We start from the raw sequence: 562 nt of genomic DNA, 5'->3' as shown, positions 1-562 counted from the left end.
ACTGGCCACACACGTGCGGCCAAGGTCGTAATGGGAAGGATGGCGGTGTAATCCGCAGGATCAGCAAAGCTATTCAAGCGATTAACGTTGATATATGGATTCAGGCTGGCGAAAGTCCGTCCCCACGTAGCGCCCGCATCTGAGCTGAAGGTAATGCCAGCGGCAGCGCCATCAACGGTGACGTTAGCAATATTGTACTGACCGTAGCCAATGGCCTCGCCAGCCCCGGTCCTCCCAAGCCCCACATGGGCTCCCAGAGTCGCTGAGGCGCTGTCTGCTCGGGCATCATTCAGCCTCAGCGCCAGGAAGGTTGCAGCAGGACAGGTGATGGCAAGTTGCTGAGGAGTGCCATTGAAATTGGTCTGCGCATCCTCATTCAGGCTAACAGAGGTGATGGAACCGAGATCGAAGGAGCCGGCGCCAGTCATGGTGGCGATGCAAGCATCGGGCGAAATGCGGCCGCTGATGGCCAGATCGGTGCTGGCCTGCGCCAGGACGGCGGGCGAGAGAGCGAGGAGGGCGCCGCCGATCAACAGATTGGTGAAGCGATTCATATACATGC

1 protein-coding gene is annotated in these 562 nt (G+C 59.1%); it reads right to left on the bottom strand.

The genetic code is table 11. The annotated features are described in order from the left end of the window. Positions 1-562 (bottom strand): DUF1120 domain-containing protein (locus tag AC07WC_RS17775; protein ID WP_495211175.1); only part of this gene is annotated, 562 nt, incomplete at both ends.

The sequence above is a fragment of the Stenotrophomonas sp. GW821-FHT01H02A genome (genome assembly GCF_059422145.1).
Note: the sequence above shows the minus strand (reverse complement) of the source record. Positions and strands in the feature narration are given on the sequence as shown.